The following is a 4,691-nucleotide window of genomic DNA, read 5'->3' on the forward strand; positions in this document are numbered from 1 at the left end:
GCATGATCTACAGACATTCCGGACGATTCCGACTTGATTATAGACATTGAACCAAAACCTTGTCAATACTTAAGGCATATGCAGCTATAAAAAACTAAAAAAGGTCGCTTATTTTCAAACAATAAAAAAAGCCTATCAACTGTAGAAATATGCAGTTTTTTAGGCTTTATTGCAAATAATCATACTCAAATCTAGACATTTTGACAATATTTGATTTTTTGAAAATCTTTATTATCAAAAACCCATATTATTTTAAAGTTTTAATTCTTCCTGGCATTTGCCTTGATTCTGGCTTTGATTGACTCAATAAGCTTGTCTTCATCAACGTCTTTGGCTTCCAGAGATCTAAGGACATCTTCATCTACAGTTCCTTCGGCAATGATGTGGTTTACGATGACTGTTTTCTTTTGCCCTTGTCTGTAAAGTCTTGCTATTGCCTGCAGGTACAATTCCAAGTTCCAGGTAAGACCAAACCACACAATGATGTTTCCACCATCCTGAAGGTTTAAGCCATGACCCATAGATGCAGGATGTGCGAAGAGTAGCTGTATTTCACCAGCATCCCATCTCCGCTTGTCTTCGGTTGTCTCATAGACGACTGGATGCAGTTTTGCGAATCGATCCAGAAGCCTACTCAAGTCATGCTTGAACCAATAAAACACCATTATTGACTGGCCTTGACTGACTTCGATTATCTCCTCCAAGGCATCTAGCTTTAAGTCATGGATGTGTACGACTTTGTTGTCCTCACCGTAAACCGCACCATTGGCGAACTGCAGAAGCTTATTCCGAACTGCCGCTTTGGATCCGGCTGTAACCACTTCCTCGCTTTCAAGTTCCAAAACCAGGTCACGTTCAAGTTCATCGTACTGCTTCTGAATGGCCTTGGGAAGTTTAACCTTGATGCTGTTGTCTATCCGATCAGGCATCTGGATGTAGTCCTTGGCCTTCATGGAAGTTGCAATGTCGCTGATCCTACGGTAAATTTCTTCTTCAGCACCAGGCTTCGGTTTGTAATCGAAGATAACCTGCTGATTGCGCCTGCCCGGATTGAAGAAGGTGTTACGATATTCGGTTATCGTCCTTCCAAGCCTTTGGCCCTGGTCAAGCAGGTAGAACTGCGACCACAGATCCATCAGCCCATTGGGTGATGGCGTTCCGGTCAGCAGCACCACGCGCTTGGTGATTGCAGCTACTTTTCGTAAAGCCTTGAAACGCTTCGACTGATGATTTTTGAAGCTTGATGATTCATCAATAACCAACATGTCAAACGGCCACTTCTTTGCCTCGATGCATTTCTGGATCAGCCACATCGTATTCTCACGGTTGATCAGGTAGATATCGGCATCTGCTTTCAAAGCTCTTTCACGTTCAGCCGCCGTTCCCAGGATGATGGAATACTTCAGATGCTTCACACTGTCCCACTTGCTAATCTCTTCCGGCCATGTTGTTTCGGCTACCCGAAGCGGTGCAATAACAAGAACCCTGGTGATGTCGAAGCGGTTATACATCAGCTCGTTGATGGCACTCAGCGTCGATATTGTTTTGCCGAGTCCCATATCAAGAATCAAGGCACACTTGGGTTTGTCAAGGATCTGGTTGATGGCATATATCTGATACGGATGTGCTTTAAACTTGATGGCCATTTCGCACGCTTTCTACATAAGCCATGAATTCTTGGATAAGCTGTTCTGTGCAGACTAACCAAACACGCACATCTAGGTCTTTCAGCTTCTTATGCATTAACCTTTGTCTTGCCGACAACCTGCCGCCTTTCGGCTTTTTGGTTTCAACCGGAAAGATGAAACCTCCTGGAAAGATAGCCAGCCGATCCGGCATTCCTGACGTTCCTGGACTTATAAATTTTGGTGCGATCCCGCCTGCATTTTCAACTGCTTTTACGAACTTTTTTTCGATGTCTTTTTCTAATTTTCCAAGTTCTAATTTTTCAAGCATTTTTCAGCCTCTTTCTGTGTGCCGTTAACAATGTTAACAAATATTTTCAAAATCTCACGCGTATAGGCAATTAGGCTCTCGCGTATGTGTTATATGCGTTCACGTGTTGCCTAATTAACCATTTCATTAAAGTCTATATAAATCGTGTTAACATTGTTAACAAAATAAGTTTTTCCAATTTTGGGTAAGTTTTTAAGATTTTTTGTCAATTTCCGGTATGGTTTTTTGGCAAAAGTTGTGTTAACACATCTGTTAACAAGGCGTTAACAATCATTTTTGTGTTAACGGATGGCCTGTTAACACTTTTTGCGGTTTTTAAGGTTTGTTAACACTTTTCGCGAACGTATCCGCGCTGGTTGCCGTACTCTTTTCCGCACCTTATGCCATTTGATTTTTTCCATCCGCCTATGGCTTCTACCGCTTCATTGATTTTCCGGATGTTGAAACTGCTTCGGTTTCTAAAGTCACCGCCCAGACATTCGCACCAAATCTCAATGGCACTTATCTTTGTACGCTGACAGCTTCCTCCCTTTTTAGGGCCTTCAGTCGTCCTGAATTCCTCATTGGCTGCCAACCATTGCTGACGTTCAGATATCGTGAGATCATACCAATTAGCCGTAATCGGCTTGTTCAGGAACTCTTCAATGATGCCAATGTTGTCATCGTAAACCGCATGCAGCTTCTGCATGTGCTCCGCTTTTTCATTGATTTCGCTTGACAGGTTCATGATGTTTTCTCCGGATCGGTACAGCTCTAAAGCTTCAGCCCATATCTGGGAAATTTCCGCTTCCGTCAGGTCATCCCATACAGTTTTCTTGCGTCTAAGCGAATCAGTTTCCACGACCCAGAAGCGGCGGTTGCCGGTTGCATCGTCCAAAAATTCATTATCGTTAGTCGTACCTATGAAGATGCACTTTCGCTTGTTGACTGTAACGTTGCGCTGGTAAGCCTTGCGGTAGGTGTCGTCCTGTTTAGATATGTAGCTCTTGATGGCTTCACGGTCGCTCTTTTTAAGGGCCACGAGTTCGGACATTTCCATGATCCATACGCCATCCAGCGCCTCATAGGCTTCCTTGCCTTTGATATCGACAAGCGTATCGGATGCCCAGGCTCCGCCAAGCTTCTTGACGAACAGGCTCTTGCCGATGCCTTGCTTGCCAATTAAGGTCAGCATGTAATCGAACTTGCATCCGGGATTGTAGATCCTGGCCACAGCTGCAACCAGCGTTTTGCGGGTCACGGTGCGCACGTAGTCGTTGTCTTCAGCACCCAGGTAATCGATGAGCAGGGCTTCCACGCGCTCCGTTCCGTCCCAGGTTGCGCTTTCGATGTAGTCCTTGACAGGGTGAAAGGATCCATCTTCAAACACGATGGTCACAGCATCGATGAGCTTCTGGCGGCCTTCGATTTTATAGGTTGATTCCATGTAATGACGCAAGGATGCATCATCCAGGTCACTCCAGTATTCCGTGTGGCGCTGCCATGGAAGCTTCTGCAGGACCTCGTAACGGTCCGTGAAAAGGTTGTGTCCGCCAAGGCCGAGCAGGTTCGGGTCATGCTTCAGGATCCGGACCATGTTGTCGATTGTGCTTTCGAATTCGCCGTGACCGTCAACGGAAAGGTCCTTCAGCCATGACGTATCCGATGCATTCACCTTGGTGCCGAACTCTTCCTTGGCCTGATTCAGGCATTCGGTTCCTATTGTGACGCGCACGTTGGCATCACTGCTCACGAGCTCCATCATCTTGACCCAGGATGGCAGTTTGTTGATTGGCGTGTCTTCTTTGGCACCTTCATCCAGCTGGCCGAACTTGTGGATCCTGACCAGGTCAAAGGCGTTGCACAGCTGTCCGGAGATCGGATCCGTCGAATGGTTACTGTAGGCAAACTTGTCGTCATAGATGACCAGACCGCCGGCCGTGGAGCCGTTGACATAGGTATATCGTCCCGGGCTGAACTCCTTGTAAACATCAGTTAAAAAGGTGGCAATGACCGATTCAATAGGGTAAGTTCTACAGAAGACGCCTATGTTTCCGCCTTTGGCCAATGGGTCTCCCTGCTTGTCCGCCGTCTTTTTACGGATGCCGGCTGAGCGTGAAGACTCCGGCCAGAAGGACGTGTCGCGCCAATCCTGGTACTGTGAAAGAATGTCGTCAGGGTTGAGAACCGGCGCATCAATTACATCAAAGAAGTAATGCCCGTCTGATGGCGTCGATGGCCAGAACATGAGGCGCGCAGCTTCATACGTCGTGTCGTCCATGTAGTCCATTCCGATGCTGTCTGCAATCTTGCGGGCGATCGCCTCATATTCTTCAGCTGATACTGTTCTGGATAGCGGGATGACAAGTCTTAACCGTGGTTTGTCCGGCGTGTGCTTATGGGTTGAATAGCATACCATAGCATAGCTTGCGAGCATCTGGATAGTGCTCCACAGATCCTTCGGCGCGTTGTCCGCATCCAGGGTGATGAGACTTCGGGACTCGACGTAACCGTTCTTGCGCTTGCCTTCCTTGAGGGTCCCACCTACGAAACCGCCTATGTCCTTGATGCCGTCCTGATCGGGCTTCTTCATGTTCATGTAGGCGTTCATGGTCTCGTAGGTGTGGTGTGTCTGGGACAGTTTGTTGACGAGTTCATTCCAGGTCAGGTCAATGTTCTTCCATTTGGTCTCGAAACGGTTCTTGCCGACTGATATATTAAGTTTAAGGTTCTTGTTGTATTTAAGGTCCATGATG

Annotated in this window: 3 protein-coding genes; all 3 read right to left on the reverse strand. The window is 46.7% G+C overall.

What is annotated here, in order from left to right:
• Positions 1–260: 260 nt before the first annotated feature.
• The 3 genes from HF312_20040 to HF312_20050 all read right to left on the reverse strand — a co-directional run bounded on the left by HF312_20040 (position 261) and on the right by HF312_20050 (position 4,687).
• A complete protein-coding gene (locus HF312_20040; protein ID MCU7522514.1) occupies positions 261–1,640 on the reverse strand; it encodes a DEAD/DEAH box helicase in 1,380 nt (459 codons plus the stop codon).
• A complete protein-coding gene (locus HF312_20045; GenBank protein MCU7522515.1) occupies positions 1,630–1,956 on the reverse strand; it encodes a VRR-NUC domain-containing protein in 327 nt (108 codons plus the stop codon). Before HF312_20045 ends, HF312_20040 begins: the two co-directional genes overlap by 11 nt.
• 325 nt (positions 1,957–2,281) lie before the next feature.
• Positions 2,282–4,687, reverse strand: coding sequence for a hypothetical protein (locus tag HF312_20050; protein ID MCU7522516.1), 2,406 nt, complete (start codon positions 4,685–4,687; stop codon positions 2,282–2,284).
• Positions 4,688–4,691 lie beyond the last annotated feature (4 nt).

This window comes from Ignavibacteria bacterium (assembly GCA_025612375.1).
In the GTDB taxonomy this organism is placed as follows: domain Bacteria; phylum Bacteroidota; class Ignavibacteria; order Ignavibacteriales; family SURF-24; genus JAAXKN01.

What these genes read in the sequence shown, in the direction of transcription:
- HF312_20045 (MCU7522515.1), bottom strand. Translation starts at nt 1,956, where the DNA reads ATGCTTGAAAAATTAGAACTTGGAAAATTAGAAAAAGACATCGAAAAA.
- HF312_20050 (MCU7522516.1), bottom strand. Translation starts at nt 4,687, where the DNA reads ATGGACCTTAAATACAACAAGAACCTTAAACTTAATATATCAGTCGGC.